14 protein-coding genes are annotated in these 14,182 nt (G+C 69.8%); 6 read left to right on the forward strand and 8 right to left on the reverse strand.

Annotation, left to right across the window (positions count from 1 at the left end):
- Positions 1-8: 8 nt before the first annotated feature.
- On the forward strand, positions 9-1,640 hold the full coding sequence (locus ACFWH5_RS06705) for a fucose isomerase (protein WP_378833129.1): 1,632 nt from the start codon (positions 9-11) through the stop codon (positions 1,638-1,640).
- A 107-nt stretch (positions 1,641-1,747) separates the two neighbouring features.
- On the opposite strand, the gene ACFWH5_RS06710 is transcribed toward ACFWH5_RS06705, so the two are convergent.
- Entirely contained in the window at positions 1,748-2,314 is a 567-nt protein-coding gene (locus ACFWH5_RS06710; RefSeq protein ID WP_378833131.1) for a TetR/AcrR family transcriptional regulator, read from the reverse strand.
- Positions 2,315-2,393: 79 nt separating this feature from the next.
- Between ACFWH5_RS06710 and ACFWH5_RS06715 the strand changes: the two genes are divergently transcribed.
- Complete coding sequence (locus ACFWH5_RS06715; protein WP_378833133.1) at positions 2,394-2,966, forward strand: dihydrofolate reductase family protein; 573 nt, start codon at positions 2,394-2,396, stop codon at positions 2,964-2,966.
- Between the two features lie 31 nt (positions 2,967-2,997).
- On the opposite strand, the gene ACFWH5_RS06720 is transcribed toward ACFWH5_RS06715, so the two are convergent.
- Genes ACFWH5_RS06720 through ACFWH5_RS06730 form a run of 3 tightly spaced genes read right to left on the reverse strand, consistent with a single transcriptional unit; the run spans position 2,998 to position 4,981 of the window.
- Positions 2,998-3,801, reverse strand: a complete 804-nt coding sequence (locus tag ACFWH5_RS06720) for a MerR family transcriptional regulator (protein ID WP_378833136.1) — start codon at positions 3,799-3,801, stop codon at positions 2,998-3,000.
- Positions 3,802-3,819: 18 nt separating this feature from the next.
- Positions 3,820-4,338 (reverse strand): VOC family protein, encoded by a 519-nt coding sequence (locus tag ACFWH5_RS06725; protein ID WP_378833137.1) that lies wholly within the window; start codon positions 4,336-4,338, stop codon positions 3,820-3,822.
- Between the two features lie 58 nt (positions 4,339-4,396).
- Complete coding sequence (locus ACFWH5_RS06730) at positions 4,397-4,981, reverse strand: hypothetical protein (RefSeq protein WP_378833139.1); 585 nt, start codon at positions 4,979-4,981, stop codon at positions 4,397-4,399.
- A 146-nt stretch (positions 4,982-5,127) separates the two neighbouring features.
- On the opposite strand from ACFWH5_RS06730, the gene ACFWH5_RS06735 reads away from it, so the two are divergent.
- A complete protein-coding gene (locus tag ACFWH5_RS06735) occupies positions 5,128-6,348 on the forward strand; it encodes a glycosyltransferase (protein ID WP_378833141.1) in 1,221 nt (406 codons plus the stop codon).
- A 69-nt stretch (positions 6,349-6,417) separates the two neighbouring features.
- On the opposite strand, the gene ACFWH5_RS06740 is transcribed toward ACFWH5_RS06735, so the two are convergent.
- Both ACFWH5_RS06740 and ACFWH5_RS06745 read right to left on the reverse strand, forming a co-directional pair.
- Complete coding sequence (locus tag ACFWH5_RS06740; protein ID WP_378833143.1) at positions 6,418-6,870, reverse strand: hypothetical protein; 453 nt, start codon at positions 6,868-6,870, stop codon at positions 6,418-6,420.
- Between the two features lie 26 nt (positions 6,871-6,896).
- Complete coding sequence (locus ACFWH5_RS06745; RefSeq protein WP_378833146.1) at positions 6,897-7,058, reverse strand: hypothetical protein; 162 nt, start codon at positions 7,056-7,058, stop codon at positions 6,897-6,899.
- 84 nt (positions 7,059-7,142) lie between these two features.
- On the opposite strand from ACFWH5_RS06745, the gene ACFWH5_RS06750 reads away from it, so the two are divergent.
- On the forward strand, positions 7,143-8,156 hold the full coding sequence (locus ACFWH5_RS06750) for a GlxA family transcriptional regulator (RefSeq protein ID WP_378833148.1): 1,014 nt from the start codon (positions 7,143-7,145) through the stop codon (positions 8,154-8,156).
- Between the two features lie 23 nt (positions 8,157-8,179).
- Here ACFWH5_RS06750 and ACFWH5_RS06755 read toward each other — a convergent pair whose 3' ends face one another.
- A complete protein-coding gene (locus ACFWH5_RS06755; RefSeq protein ID WP_378833151.1) occupies positions 8,180-8,908 on the reverse strand; it encodes an NRDE family protein in 729 nt (242 codons plus the stop codon).
- A gap of 125 nt (positions 8,909-9,033) precedes the next feature.
- Between ACFWH5_RS06755 and coaBC the strand changes: the two genes are divergently transcribed.
- The gene (gene coaBC / locus ACFWH5_RS06760; RefSeq protein ID WP_378833153.1) at positions 9,034-10,239 is read left to right on the forward strand and encodes a bifunctional phosphopantothenoylcysteine decarboxylase/phosphopantothenate--cysteine ligase CoaBC; all 1,206 of its coding nucleotides are present in this window, start codon (positions 9,034-9,036) and stop codon (positions 10,237-10,239) included.
- A gap of 93 nt (positions 10,240-10,332) precedes the next feature.
- Entirely contained in the window at positions 10,333-12,480 is a 2,148-nt protein-coding gene (locus ACFWH5_RS06765; protein WP_378833156.1) for an ATP-dependent Clp protease ATP-binding subunit, read from the forward strand.
- Positions 12,481-12,779: 299 nt separating this feature from the next.
- On the opposite strand, the gene ACFWH5_RS06770 is transcribed toward ACFWH5_RS06765, so the two are convergent.
- Positions 12,780-14,153 carry a glucose-6-phosphate dehydrogenase gene (locus ACFWH5_RS06770; RefSeq protein ID WP_378833158.1) on the reverse strand — a complete coding sequence of 458 codons (1,374 nt, stop codon included), beginning with the start codon at positions 14,151-14,153 and terminating at the stop codon, positions 12,780-12,782.
- Positions 14,154-14,182: the final 29 nt, after the last annotated feature.

Raw genomic sequence — 14,182 nt, forward strand, 5'->3', positions numbered from 1 at the left:
GAGAAATCATGAGCTACACCCTCCCCGCCCCCGTCGAGCGGCCGCAGGCCGCACCGAAGACCGCCTACCTGATCACTTCCGGTGACCTCCGCGAGTCGGCGAACGTCGCCGGCTGGCCCACCCAGGTCGAGCTCGAGGCCGGGGTCACCGGCGTGCTCGAGGGCCTGGGCTGGAGCGTGATCCGCCCCTTCGGCGTTGATCCGGCCACGGGCCACGGCTTCATCTCCAGCCAGCGCATGGGCATGGAGGTGTTCACGAAGATCCCGGTCGACGCGCCCCTGGTCGTCGCGATCGCCAACTGGCAGTACTCGCACCATGTGCTCGCGGGGCTGCGCACCCACCAGGGGCCGATCCTCACGGTCGCGAACTTCGCCGGTGACTGGCCCGGCCTCGTCGGCCTCCTCGGCCTGAACGCCGGGCTCACCAAGATGGGCAAGGCCTACGCCACCACCTGGTCGGTCGACTTCACCGACGACTGGTTCAAGAACGGCATCCGCGAGTGGACCGAGACCGGCGCGATCAGCCACGACGCCTCGCACGTGCGCCCGCTGCCGACCCTGCCCGACAGCCCCGAGAAGGAACTCGGCCAGGCGCTGGCCGCCCAGCTGCTCGCCGAAAAGGCCATCATCGGCGTGTTCGACGAGGGCTGCATGGGCATGTACAACGCGATCTTCGACGACGAGTTGCTCAACCGCACCGGCATCTACAAGGAGCGCCTGTCGCAGTCGGCCCTCTATGCCGAGATGCTCGAGGTGACCGAGGCCGAGGCCGACGCCGCCTACGACTGGCTGATCGAGCACGGTATGACCTTCCGGTACGGCGAGGATGCCGCCACCGAGCTCACCCGCGACCAGGTGCAGTGGCAGCTGAAGATGTACATCGCCGCACTGCGCATCGCCGACGACTTCGGACTCGACGCCGTCGGCATCCAGTACCAGCAGGGGCTAAAGGACCTCGTGCCGGCATCCGACCTGGCCGAGGGCATCCTGAACTCCACCGAGCGCCCGCCGGTGACGAGCCGCGACGGCTCGCGCGTGCTGCACGAGGGGCGCGCGTTCCCGCACTTCAACGAGGCCGACGAGGGGGTCGCCGTCGACGCGCTCGTCACGGATCGCGTGTGGCGCGCGATGGGCCTCGTGCCCGACAACACCCTGCACGACGTGCGCTGGGGTGAGGATCACGACGGCGAGTTCGTCTGGGTCTACGAGATCTCGGGCTCGGTGCCGGCATCCCATCTCGGCGGCTGGGACAAGGCCGAGGGATGGCGCCAGGGGCACGTGTTCTTCCCCGCCGGAGGGGCGACCATCAACGGCGTCTCCAAGCCGGGCGAGGTCGTGCTCAGCCGCGTCTTCATCGCCGACGGCATCCTGCAGGCCGACATCTTCCGCGCGTCGGTGGTCGAGCTGCCCGCCGAGGAGACCCAGCGCCGCAAGGACGCGACCAACCCGGAATGGCCGATCGCGCACGTCGTGCTGCATGGACAGACCCGTGACCAGTTCATGGCCCGCCACAAGGCGAACCACGCGCAGCTGGTCTACGCACCCGACGCCGAGACCGCCGACAAGGCGCTCCTCGCCAAGGCGGCGATGTTCGACGGCATGGGCATCACGGTGAACCTGATCGGCGATGTGAAGATCTGACGCCGAGACCCCGTCCTCTCGCCGAGACCCCGTCCTGCAGCTGACAGCAGGGCGGGGTCTCGCCGTGAAGTGAGGGTGCCGGCCGAGAGGGTCCGGATGCCGGATGCTCAGGGGAGCAGGCCGGCGACCAGTGCGTCGACGATGTCGTCGGTGGGGGTGTCGGGATCGATGGGCGAGGTGAGCCGGTCGAAGACGAGACCCTCGATCGCGTAGTGGAAGAGCGCGATCTCCTGACGCCCGCCCGGGAGTCCGGCCGCCTGATTGAAGGCGATGTCGCCGTCGAGGCCGGCGCGCTGCCAGTCGCCCAGTGACGCGGCCAGTTCCGGGCGGCGCGCCGACTCGAGGCGCAGTTCGTACAGCGCGAGGGTGACCTCGCGATGGGTCGTCAGCCGGCGCACGATGTCGCGGATGTAATCGGCGAAGAGTTCGCGGGTCGGCGGTTCGGATGCTCTCGCGGCGAGCTCATCCGGCGTCGGCGCGAGTCTGGCGCCGATCCGCTCGAAGAGACCGGCGATGAGCTTCTCGCGGCTGCGGAAGTAGTTCGACGTCGTGCCCGTCGGCACGCCGGCCTCGGCGTCGACGGCTCGATGCGTGAGTCCCCGGGAGCCTTCGCGGGCGAGCACGGCGATCCCCGCGTCGGCCAGCGCGTTCCGTCGCGCGTCGTTCTTCGCCATGACTTGACACTATCCCAACCACTTCATATGTTGTAGTTCAGTCATCTGAACCACGTCAGTTGTAGTTATTGGAGGAATGATGCGAGAACTCACCTACTACGTCGCCGTCAGCATCGACGGGTACATCGCCGGCCCGCACGATGAGTTCGACCGGTTCCTCGTCGAGGGCGATCACGCTGCGGCGATCTGGTCGACGTACACCGGCACGGCACCCACCGCGCTCGCCGAGGCCGCCGGGCTGTCGACCGACGGCGGCCCGTTCGACACCGTCCTGATGGGATGGAACACCTACGCGGTCGGCCTGCCCGACCTGCCGAGCCCCTACGCCCACCTGCGGCAGATCGTGTTCACCCGCGACCACGAGCCACCGGCAGGATCGGACGGTGTCGAGTTCACCGACCGCGACCCCGTCGAAGTGGTGCGAGAGCTGAAGCGCGAGCCCGGCAAGGGCATCTGGCTCTGCGGCGGCGGGTCGCTCGCCGCCGCTCTGCGGGGCGAGATCGACCGCCTCGCCCTCAAGCGCAATCCCGTGCTGTTCGGCGACGGCATCCCGCTGTTCGGCGGCACCGGCTACTCGCCCGAGCGGTGGCGCGTGACCGACATCACCCCGTTCGATTCGGGCGTCGTGCTCGCCGAGTACGCGAGGAGCTGACACTCAGCGGAAGGTACGGATGCCGCCCTTCTCACCGCCAGACGGCGGCATCCGGATCGATGCCGTGCGCCCGAGCCGATTCGTCGACGATCCGCCGAAACCACGACGCGAGGCCGGCCCGGATGCCGTCGTAGTGAGCGGAGAAACCCGGATCGGACTCGAACATGCGACCGAGGCAGACCTGCATCTCGCGGCTGAGCGGAAAGAAGTTCGAGAAGATCCCGCGATGTCGCTCGGCCAGCTCGTTCGCCTCAGCGCTGCCCGGCTGCACGCCACGATCAAGCGCGTCGCCGAGCGCTACCTGCAGGGCGGACATCGCGTCGGCCAGTGCGCGCCACTCGTCACGGCTGCGCGTCGCCGACCGCTCCGCGAACTGCGCCCACTGCAGCGATCCGCCCCACTGCATGCGCGCCTCGCTCGACCGCGCGGGATCCCAGTCGCTCCCGAACGTCTCGGTCTGCTCCTCGTCGCTGAGCAGGATGCCGCGCTCATGCGCCTCACCCAGCCGCTCCAGGCGCTGATCCAGGCGCTGCAGATCACGGATGCGCTCGGCGAGCTGGGAACGTTGCACGCGCAGCGTCTCGCCGATCTCAGCCGTCGCGTCGTCGAGCACCTCGCGCACGGCATCCAGGCTCAGGCCCGACTCGCGGTATGCGACGATGCGATGCAGGCGATGAACGTCGTCCGGCGTGTACGAGCGGTAGCCGGCCGGGGTGCGCTGTGACGGCGTGGCCAGGCCGATCTCGTCCCAGTGGTGCAGCGTGCGCACCGTCACCCCGACGATCTCGGCCGCGCGCCCCACGGTGCATCCGGAGTCCACGCGGTCTTCAACCATGGAGACCATTGTCATCCCTCACTCCGCATCCGGGGCGAGGATTCCCGCCGCCAGCAGGCTCTGGGCCTCCGGACTGTCCTGGTCGAACTCCCTCGGCGCCGTGCAGACCACGCGCGTCCGCTCAGGAGTGATCACCTCGACATCGCGGGTGAGCCAGGGTGTGTCGCGAGGCCCGGACACGCTTCCCGGCAGCAGCGCCGCGCACGATTCGGCGAGGTGATCGAGTTCGCTGAGCACGGAGGAGAAGCTCACGGCCATGGCGGGAACGTCGGCGGGCGCAGCATCCGGTGCGGTGGGCACCAGCAGCACATCCTGGAAGATCCAGCGGCGCAGGTGCACGACGTTGCCGGGGTTGCGGAAGAGCTCGACGAAACCGAGGCCGCGTACCCAGAAATCGACCGACGCCTCCAGGTCGGCCGTGGGGATCGTCACGAAGGCGGGCATGGCGTAGATGCCGCGGAAGATCTCGGGGGCGACCGCGCGCATGCCGCGTTCGGAGACCGGCCCCATCTCGAAGGCAGGGAAGTAATCGTTCATACCGGCATCGTGGAGCCTCACGTCGCGTGAGGGTCAAGTCGGGCCTGCAGGCCTCGGTTCAGGCCGGCGGCAGGCGCAGCACGTCGCGCTCGTCGCCGGTGAGGTCGTCGGCGATGCGGATGCTGCGCGCGAGGTCGTCGAGCGCGCTTTCGAGGGTGCCGAAACGCTCACGATCGCTGCACACCACGTTGAGCGTGACGAGGTGGGTTCCGGTGTCCCAGGTGTACGTGGCCGAGGGCGGGGACGAAGCGGCCGGCGGCATCGGCATGAGCAGCTTCTCGCCGACGCCGAGCGGAGTCGGAAAGCTCTCGGTGTCGTCGTATTCCATGGGCATCATCGCTCTCGCGGTGCGCAGCTGCGGGGTGAGCTGCTGCACGGTCGCCATCGCGACGACGAGGTCGGGCTCCGCCCTCCACGTCCACGCCAGCACCCGGCCGTCGGCCCTGCGCATCGCGAACGGGATGGCCTGGCTGGCCAGCCAGCTGCCGAAGCGCGCACCAGGCAGTGTCTCGCGGCCCATCCCCGCGCCGGCCTGCGCGAGCAGCATCCGGATCGCGGCCTTGCGGTGTCGGCGACCACGGAAGCCGAGCGAGCCGGTCACGGGGATCCACAGGGCCGGGTCGGCGGAGGAGATCAGGCGCATGGCCCCACGTTAGGCGATGCCGTCAGGCGCGCGCTGGGAACGACGGCCCGGCTTCCGCGTCGTCATCAGGGCCTCGGGTAGAGTTGCCAGCGCCCGATCGGCCCACGAAGCCCTTCCCGAGCGCTACAGAATAGGCAGCACCCTCCGTGACATCTTCTGACGATCATCGCGCCCCGCAGGGCTCAGCGACCCCTGACCGTCGCCCTCTGAAGATCCTGATCGGCTGCGACACGTTCGCCCCCGACATCAACGGCGCCGCCCGATTCGCCGAGCGCCTCGCCGCCGGTCTCGTCCAGCGCGGACACGAGGTGCACGTCGTGGCGCCGAACACCGCCTACCGGCGCTCCGCGCCACACACCGAGGTCATCGAGGGAGAGCCGATGACCTTGCACCGCCTGCCCGCGGTGCGCTGGCTGCCGCATGACTGGCTGCGGTTCATCTGGCCCTGGCGTTCGAAGCACTATGCGCGCAAGGTGCTCGACCGGGTGCGACCCGACATCGTGCACATCCAGTCCCACATCGTGATCGGTCGCGGGCTCGCCCGCATCGCGCATCAGCGCGGCATCCCGGTCGTGGCGACCAACCACGTGATGGCCGAGAACATCCTCGACCATACGGCGATGCCGGACTTCATCAACAAGCCCGTCCTCAAGTTCGCGTGGGAGGACGCCAAGCGCACCTTCGGCATGGCCCGCGCCGTGACGACGCCCACCCGCAAGGCGGCCGACTTCCTCGAGCGCACCATCGACATCTCCGGCGTCGTGCCGATCTCGTGCGGCATCGACCGCACCAACTACACGCCCGTCGTGGGCCCCCGCGAGCGCAACCGCATCCTGTTCGTGGGGCGCCTCACCGGCGAGAAGCACGTCGACGTCGTGCTGCGCGCGATGACCAAACTCCACCCGGCGCTGGACGCGCACTTCGACATCGCCGGCGGGGGTGACCAGCGCAAGGCCCTGGAGGCGCTCGCGGCGCAGCTCGGCCTGACGGATCGCGTGACCTTCCACGGCCGCGTCTCCGACGAGCAGCTGCGCGAGCTCTACTCCCGGGCATCCGTGTTCGCGATCGCGTCGATCGCCGAGCTGCAGTCGATCGTCACCATGGAGGCGATGGCGTCGGCCCTGCCCGTCGTCGGCGCGAACGCCGTCGCCCTTCCGCACCTCGTGCACGACGGCGAGAACGGCTACCTGTTCGAGCCGGGGAACGTCGACGACCTCGCCGACAAGCTCACCCGCGTGCTGACCGCGGCGCCCGAGGAATACGAGCGGATGCAGCGCGCCTCGCTCGACGGTGTCGCGGTGCACGACATCAACCGCACGCTCGACACCTTCGAGGCGCTGTACCGGAACGAACCCCTGCCCCGCTGAGCGGGCGGCGCCTCGTCCGGCCGGGCGGAGCCTGCACCGCGCGCGCCGGACCGCGTCGGCCAGGGGCGGTCAGTACAGCACGGTGTACAGGAAGCTCGAGGCGAGCGCGGTCACGGTGGCGAGGATCTCGACCGCGCCGACCCCGATCGCGATGCCGGCGAGCACCGGCTGAGAGCGGCGTCGTGCTGCCACGATGCCCAGGATGAGCGCGGCGGTGCCGAGCGCCAGCCCGATGACGGCCCGGAGGAGCGCGAGGAACTCGTACACCGCAGGGGTGCGGACGTTCGTGAGGATCAGCGGGGTGATCGTCGTGAAGAGAAGACCGAGCGCGACCGCCACGGCGGCGATGACGAAAGCGGTCCTGCCCAGCGTTCCCCCCGACGATGCCCCTGCGCCGGTTGCGGGCTGTGTCCGGTCGCCGGCGGGCGGATACGCCATCGGGCGAGACGGATCCTGTGGCTGTGCGTACGGCGGATGCGGGCTGTCGGGCTGCGGCCCGGAGGCCGGCGGCGAGTCGCTCATGCCGGTGAGCCTACTCGCATGCTCGATCAGCGGTAGCTGCTGCGGGACTCGGCGCGGTGCAGTGGATCGACTCCGTCGAGGCGGGACCAGTCGGTCGGCGTCGCGCGGAAGCCGTCGCTTCGCAGCTCGATCAGGGTGGCGATGAGGGCCCAGAGAACGAGGGCCGCGATGAGGATGGCGATGAACATGGCAGAAATGCTACGATCGCGTCAGAACCGTCACGAGTGGCAGATCGGACGGTGTTCGCATGTTTTCTGCCACCGGGAGGATCGATGAAGACCGTCGCCTGCGTCGTAGACCACGGCTTCGCGCCGTTCGAGTTCGGGGTCGCGTGCGAGGCGTTCGGCCTCGATCGCAGCGACGACGGTGTGCCGAACTTCGACTTCCGCATCGTGACGCCGGATCCGGGCCTCGTGCGCTCGAAGATCGGCTTCTCGATCCATGTCGAGCATGATCTGTCGTTCGCCTACGAGGCCGACCTGGTGGTGTTCTGCCCGATGCCGCGTCAGTACTGGTCGAGCGTCGATCCGCGTCTGATCGATCTCGCCCGCGCGGCGGTCGCGCGCGACGCCTGGGTGATGAGCGTCTGCAGCGGTTCGTTCGTGCTCGGCGCGGCCGGGGTGCTGGACGGGCGCCGCGCGACCACGCACTGGATGTACGCCCACACGCTGGCCGCGATGTACCCCCGGATCCAGGTCGACCCCGACGTGCTCTTCGTGCAGGACGGACGCATCATCACCAGCGCGGGCACCGCCGCGGGCATCGACGCCTGCCTGCATCTGCTGCGCATCGAACTCGGGGCCGAGATGGCCAATCGCATCGCGAAACGCATGGTGGTGCCGCCGCAGCGCGACGGCGGGCAGGCGCAGTACATCGACCGGCCCATCCCCGTCGAGGCGAGCGGCTCGCTGGCCGCGGTCGCCGACTGGGCGGTGCAGAACATCCGCGACGACCTGTCGGTCGATCTGCTCGCCGGCCGCGCCCACATGTCGTCGCGCACGTTCGCGCGGCGGTTCAAGTCCGAGTTCGGCGCGACCCCGGCGTCGTGGCTGACCCGGCAGCGGGTGATCCAGGCGCAGCGGATGCTGGAGCGCACGGACTACGGGCTCGAGCGCATCGCGGTGGAGTGCGGGTTCGGGTCGGCGGCCGTGCTGCGGCAGAATTTCACCCGCGTGCTCGGCACCACGCCGACCGCCTATCGCGCGCGGTTCGCGTGCGCCGTCGATGAGGCGGTGTCGCAGGGCGAGTGGATGCTGCGGGACGAACGGATGCCGCTTCCGGCCTGACTCTCGGGTGGGCGGCCGGCCGGTCAGCTCCAGGCGCCCGGCGTCGGCAGCGCGTGCGAACGGGCCGCGGTCCGTCCGGCCGTGACCTCGGCGGTGCAGTACAGCAGCGACAGCGTGGGGTATCCGTGCGCGGTGTTGTCGCGGATGATGGCCCGATCGTCGTCGGCGGACAGGGCCGCGCTCTCGGCGAGCAGGGCGACCCAGCGGTCGGCCCAGTCGGCATCCCCCTCGCCCCCGCTCGCGCCCTCGCGCGCCGCGAGTTCGCGCTCGATGCCGGCGAACCGCGGCAACCACGTCTCGATCCGCGCGGTGCGCGGGTCGTCGAGGTCGTCGTGCGCGATCATGTGCACGCCGTCGGGCACCGCGGTCTCGCGCAGCGCGGTGCCGTCCCACGACAGCACGCGCGACCCCTGCAGGGTGACCTCGAGCAGGTTGAAGCCGTGCATCGGTAGAGGTCCGCCGTCCGGTGCGCGGCCGGCGACGGATTCGAGGGCCAGCGAGCCGCGAGAGAGCACGTGCTGCTCGGGCAGGTCGAGCACATCGGCCCGGTTGAGCAGCACGGCGAGCCGACCGCGGGCCGGGTCGAGGGCGAGCCAGGCGCCGCCCGCGCGGCGATCGCGGATGCCGACGACCCCCGGGTACCGGTCGGGCCACCACTCGCCGAGATCGTCCCAGGCGCGCTGAGGATCCTCATCACGCACGGCGAGCAGCCGCGCTCCCTGCGCTGCGACATCGATCACGACCGTGCACACGCGCCCAGTCTAGGGTCGGGCGACGTCCACGGGCTCCGGTCTCGAGGGGGTGCCTCGGGTGAGAGGAGGCGACGACCGGAATCCGCGAAGACCCGTGCATCGCGGGCCTGAGGCAGAATCGAAGCGTGAACATCGTCGTCGGAGTCACGGGCGGCATCGCCGCGTACAAGACGGTGCACCTGGTGCGCCTGCTCATCAAGGCGGGCCATGAGGTGACGGTTGTGCCCACCGAAGACGCGCTCCGGTTCGTCGGACTGCCCACCTGGGAGTCGATCAGCCGGAACCCGGTCACCACCAGCGTGCACGACGACGTCGCGAAGGTGCGGCACGTCGCGCTCGGCCAGGCCGCCGATCTCGTGATCGTCGCGCCGGCGACGGCGAACACGATCGCCAAGATGGCGGCGGGTCTCGCCGACGACCTGCTCGGCACGACGCTGCTCGCCACCACCGCCCCGGTCGCGATCGCCCCGGCCATGCACACCGAGATGTGGCGGCATCCGGCGACCAGCGCCAACATCGAGACCCTCCGCGCGCGAGGGGTGGCCATCCTCGGCCCCGCCGACGGCGAGCTCACCGGCGGCGACGCGGGCCCGGGCCGGATGCTCGAGCCCGAGCAGATCCTCACCGCCGCCCTCGGACTGCTGCGCCCTCGAGACCTGGTCGGTGTGCGCGTGGCCGTCTCGGCCGGCGGTACCAGGGAGCCGCTCGACCCGGTGCGCTTCCTCGGCAACCGCTCCAGCGGACGCCAGGGCACCGCGCTCGCCGTCGCCGCCGCCGAACGCGGCGCGGACGTCACGCTCGTCGCCGCGCACATCGAGGCGGAGGTGCTGACGGATGCCGTGCGGCATCCGTCGATCCGCATCGTGCACGCCGGCACGGCGGCCGAACTCGGAGAGGCGATGCGGGATGCCGCGGAGGAGGCCGACGTGGTGATGATGGCGGCCGCCGTCGCCGACTACCGGCCCGCCGAGGTGGCGGACAGCAAGCTGACCAAGGAGTCAGAACGCCTGCAGAGCATCCCGCTCGTCGAGAACGACGACGTCGTCGCCGGCCTCGCGGCATCCCGACGGCCGGGGCAGACGATCGTCGCCTTCGCCGCCGAGACGCCCCGCGACGAGGCCGAGCTGCTCGAGCGCGCCCGCCGCAAGCGCGAGCGCAAGGGCGTCGATCTGCTGGTCGTGAACGAGGTCGGCTGGCAGCGCGGCTTTGAGGCCGGCGAGAACGCCGTGCAGGTGATCGGCACGGGCGGAGCGGTGATCGCGTCGGCATCCGGCGCGAAGCGCGAGGTCGCCGACGCCATCTGGGATGCGGTGATCGCGGAACGCGGCTGATCGGCCGTCTCCCGGCTACTCGAAACCGACACGCACTGCTAAACTTGAGTCGAAGCCACTCAACTTTGAAGGAGTCTCCTCAGGAGGAATCGGATGACCAACCCCGCACAGCAGGAAGAACAGCAGAGCGCTCTCGAACAGTTCGGCATCAACCTCACCGACCGCGCCCGCCAGGGCAAGCTCGATCCGGTGATCGGCCGTGACAGCGAGATCCGGCGCGTGAGCCAGGTGCTCACCCGCCGCACCAAGAACAACCCGGTGCTCATCGGGGAACCCGGCGTCGGCAAGACGGCCGTGGTCGAGGGCCTCGCGCAGCGCATCGTCGCGGGGGACGTCGCCGAGTCGCTCAAGGACAAGGAGCTGATCACCCTCGACATCTCGGCCCTGGTCGCCGGTGCCATGTACCGCGGTCAGTTCGAGGAACGCCTGAAGAGCGTGCTGAAGGAGATCACCGAGTCCGAGGGCAAGGTCATCACCTTCATCGACGAGCTGCACGTGCTGATGGGCGCCGGCGGCGGAGAGGGTTCGGTCGCGGCATCCAACATGCTCAAGCCGATGCTCGCCCGCGGCGAGCTGCGCATGATCGGCGCGACCACGCTCAACGAGTACCGCGAGTTCATCGAGAAGGATGCGGCACTGGAGCGCCGTTTCCAGCAGGTGTACGTGGGCGAGCCGTCGGTCGAGGACACCATCGCGATCCTGCGCGGGCTGAAGGGCCGCTACGAGGCGCACCACGGGGTCACCATCTCCGACAGCGCGCTGGTCGCGTCCGCGGCCCTGTCGAACCGGTACCTGCCCAGTCGACAGCTGCCCGACAAGGCCATCGACCTCATCGATGAGGCCATGTCGCGGCTGAAGATGGAGATCGACTCCTCTCCGGTCGAGATCGACCAGCTCAAGCGCCAGGTCGACCGCATGAAGCTCGAAGAGCTCGCGCTCAAGAAGGAGAAGGATGCCGCGTCCAAGGAGCGCCTCGGCGTCCTGCGCGAACAGCTCGCCGAGATGGAGCGCGAGCTCGCCGGACTCGAGGAGCGCTGGGCACGCGAACGCCAGGGCCTCAACCGCGTCGGTGATCTGAAGAAGCGGCTCGATGACGCCGTCACCCAGCGCGATCTCGCCATGCGCGAAGCCGATTACACCAAGGCGTCGAAGCTCGAGTACGAGACGATCAAGCGGCTGCAGACCGAGATCGCAGAGGCGGAACAGGCCGAGGCTGCGGCAGCGTCCGAGGGGCGCATGGTCAACGAGCAGGTGACCGATGAGGACATCGCCGCGGTGATCGCCGCGTGGACCGGCATCCCCGTCGGCCGGCTCCTGCAGGGCGAGAGTGAGAAGCTGCTGCACCTCGAGAGCGAACTCGGCAAGCGGCTGATCGGGCAGAAGGAGGCCGTGAAGGCGGTGTCGGATGCCGTCCGGCGCTCCCGCGCCGGCATCAGCGACCCCGGGCGCCCGACCGGATCGTTCCTGTTCCTCGGCCCCACCGGCGTCGGCAAGACCGAGCTGGCCAAGGCGCTCGCGGAGTTCCTCTTCGACGACGAGCACGCCATGGTCAGGATCGACATGAGCGAGTACGGCGAGAAGCACTCCGTCTCGCGCCTGGTCGGCGCCCCTCCCGGGTACGTCGGCTACGAGCAGGGCGGCCAGCTCACCGAGGCCGTGCGCCGACGTCCCTACAGCGTCGTGCTGCTCGACGAGGTCGAGAAGGCGCACCCCGAGGTGTTCGACGTGCTGCTGCAGGTGCTCGACGACGGGCGGCTCACCGACGGTCAGGGGCGCACGGTCGACTTCTCGAACGTCATCCTGATCCTCACCTCGAACATCGGCTCGCCCATCCTCATCGACCCGGTCATGGCGCCCGACGACAAGCGGGATGCGGTCATGGCGCTGGTGCGGCAGTCGTTCCGCCCGGAGTTCCTGAACCGCCTCGACGACATCGTGATGTTCTCGGCGCTGTCGGAGGACGACCTGGCGCAGATCGTCGAGCTTGCGGTCGACCAGCTGCAGCGGCGGCTGCACGACCGGCGTCTCACGCTCGCCGTCACCCCGGACGCCCGTTCGTGGCTGGCCGAACGCGGCTACGACCCCGTGTTCGGCGCCCGCCCGCTGCGCCGGCTCATCCAGACCGAGGTGCAGAACCGCCTCGCGACGGCGCTGCTCTCCGGCGGCGTGCGCGACGGCGACACCGTGCGTGCTGACGTGGCCGCCGACGGCTCGGAATTGGTGCTCACCAGCCAGAGCTGACGGCGTCTCCGCCTCGGCACCGTCGCGTGCCTTCGCTGAGGGGTCGCAGAACGCCGCATCCGGGCGCTCGGATGCGGCGTTTCCTGACCCCTCAGCGGAGGCATGCCTTCGGGGCAGAGGGTGAAGCCCTCATCGGAACCGACGCCTATCGTGGCGTTCCCGGGTAGAACACGTTGTACAGCGTCAACGCCCCCGCCGGAATGAAGGGCGCCGCCCGTGGGTGGCCGTGCCCCGCTGAGGGGTCGGAGAACGTCGGGTCCGTGCCCTCGGATGCGGCGTTCGTTGACCCCTCGGCGGCGTCAGCGATCCGAGGGCACCGAGGTCTCCCAGGACTCTGGCCCGGTCGACCCCGCGGCGTACTCCTCGATCGGCACGTCACCTTGTGCCCAGGCGTCACGCACGGGCTGGATGATGCGCCAGCACTCCTCGGCCTCGTCGGCGCGCACCGACAGCGCCACCTCGCCGTCGAGCAGCTCGTCGAGCACCTCCTCGTAGGAGCGCTGCTGGCCCTCGCCGAGATCGGCGACCAGGTCTTCGTCACGCAGGGCGAACGGGTCGTCGCCCCCTGTGACGTGCAGACGCAGGTGCATCTCGTCGGGGCCGAGCGAGAAGGTGAGCCTGCCGCCGTCGGCGGGGGTGCCGTCGAGCCCGGGCGGCACGTGCCGCACCGGTTTGAAGGTGACGACGATCTCCGACCACTTCCTGGTCAGCGCCTTTCCCGAGCGCAGCACGAAGGGCACGCCCGCCCAGCGATCGCTGGCGATCTCGAACGTCACCTCGGCGAGGGTCTCGGTCTGCCTCGCGACATCCACCCCGTCCTCGTCGGCATACGACGGCAGCGCGCGCTCGCCGATGCGGCCGGCCGTGTAGCGGGCGCGCCTGGACCAGCGCGCCGCGTCGTCGTCGCGCACTCGCGTGGCGCGCAGCACCGCGGCCTTCGCGTCGCGCAGGTCGCGCTGACCGAGCGTCGCGGGCGGATCCATCGCGACGAGCGCCATCACCTGCAGCAGGTGGCTCTGGATCATGTCGATCATCGCCCCGGCATGGTCGTAGTAGCGGGCGCGGTTCTCGAGCGCGACGCTCTCGTCGAAGCGGATCAGCACCTGGTCGACATGCTCGGCCGACCAGACCGGCTCCCAGATGCGGTTCGCCATACGCACGCCCAGCAGGTTCAGCAGGGTCGACCGGCCGAGGAAGTGATCGACCCGGAAGATCTGCTCCTCGGGCACCAGCGAGGTGAGCTTGAGATTGAGCTCCCTGGCGCTCGCCTCGTCCTCGCCGAACGGCTTCTCCATGGCGAGCATGGTGTCCGCGGGCAGCGTCATCCCTGCCATCGCATCGATCGCCGCACGCGTCACGGCCGGCGGCAGCGCGAAGTACAGCACGGTGTGCGGCGCAAGAGCATCGACGAGCGACCCCACGGCGGCGGCATCCGTCACGTCGGCCTGCACGTAATCGGCGACCTCGACCTGCTTCAGCGCTTCAGGCGCACCCCGGAACGCCGTGGAGACCGTCATCTGCCAGCGCTCGTCATCCCACGCCTCGGTGCCGGCGCCGCGCAGGGTGACGCGTTTGTCCGCATTCTTGCCGAGCAGCGCGGCGAGCGAGGGGAGCAGCAGCCGTGACGTGAGATCGCCGGTGGCGCCGAGGATGAACAGTGTGGTGGTCGGCATGGGGCAGACGATAGTCGTGTCACAGCGGA

The organism is Microbacterium sp. NPDC058345, assembly GCF_042723855.1.
GTDB lineage: Bacteria > Actinomycetota > Actinomycetes > Actinomycetales > Microbacteriaceae > Microbacterium.

Bases quoted from the DNA above. Each gene is read 5' to 3' on its own strand.
- ACFWH5_RS06705 (WP_378833129.1), top strand. From the start codon at position 9: ATGAGCTACACCCTCCCCGCCCCCGTCGAGCGGCCGCAGGCCGCACCG.
- ACFWH5_RS06710 (WP_378833131.1), bottom strand. From the start codon at position 2,314: ATGGCGAAGAACGACGCGCGACGGAACGCGCTGGCCGACGCGGGGATC.
- ACFWH5_RS06715 (WP_378833133.1), top strand. From the start codon at position 2,394: ATGCGAGAACTCACCTACTACGTCGCCGTCAGCATCGACGGGTACATC.
- ACFWH5_RS06720 (WP_378833136.1), bottom strand. From the start codon at position 3,801: ATGGTTGAAGACCGCGTGGACTCCGGATGCACCGTGGGGCGCGCGGCC.
- ACFWH5_RS06725 (WP_378833137.1), bottom strand. From the start codon at position 4,338: ATGAACGATTACTTCCCTGCCTTCGAGATGGGGCCGGTCTCCGAACGC.
- ACFWH5_RS06730 (WP_378833139.1), bottom strand. From the start codon at position 4,981: ATGCGCCTGATCTCCTCCGCCGACCCGGCCCTGTGGATCCCCGTGACC.
- ACFWH5_RS06740 (WP_378833143.1), bottom strand. From the start codon at position 6,870: ATGAGCGACTCGCCGCCGGCCTCCGGGCCGCAGCCCGACAGCCCGCAT.
- ACFWH5_RS06745 (WP_378833146.1), bottom strand. From the start codon at position 7,058: ATGTTCATCGCCATCCTCATCGCGGCCCTCGTTCTCTGGGCCCTCATC.
- ACFWH5_RS06750 (WP_378833148.1), top strand. From the start codon at position 7,143: ATGAAGACCGTCGCCTGCGTCGTAGACCACGGCTTCGCGCCGTTCGAG.
- ACFWH5_RS06765 (WP_378833156.1), top strand. From the start codon at position 10,333: ATGACCAACCCCGCACAGCAGGAAGAACAGCAGAGCGCTCTCGAACAG.
- ACFWH5_RS06770 (WP_378833158.1), bottom strand. From the start codon at position 14,153: ATGCCGACCACCACACTGTTCATCCTCGGCGCCACCGGCGATCTCACG.